The 200-nt window shown below is 34.5% G+C and carries 1 rRNA gene; it reads right to left on the reverse strand.

The window, feature by feature from the left end:
* A 5S ribosomal RNA gene (rrf, locus tag LQ677_RS14665) occupies nucleotides 1-75 on the reverse strand; the annotation flags it as partial.
* Nucleotides 76-200: the final 125 nt, after the last annotated feature.

Consider the following 200-nt stretch of genomic DNA (forward strand, 5'->3'; position numbering starts at 1 on the left):
ACCATCGGCGCTAAAGAGCTTAACTTCTGTGTTCGGCATGGGAACAGGTGTGACCTCTTTGCTATCGTCACCAGACAAATTATTGCTTGAGATAATTACATTAAGTAAATCTCTACGCAATACAAATTGAAATGTATTACACATTCAAAACTAGATAGTAAGTAGATTTTACGGCTAAAACCGATTTAAAATTTGATTAA

Source organism: Mammaliicoccus sp. Q-M61 (genome assembly GCF_022386055.1).
Classification (GTDB): domain Bacteria; phylum Bacillota; class Bacilli; order Staphylococcales; family Staphylococcaceae; genus Mammaliicoccus; species Mammaliicoccus sciuri_A.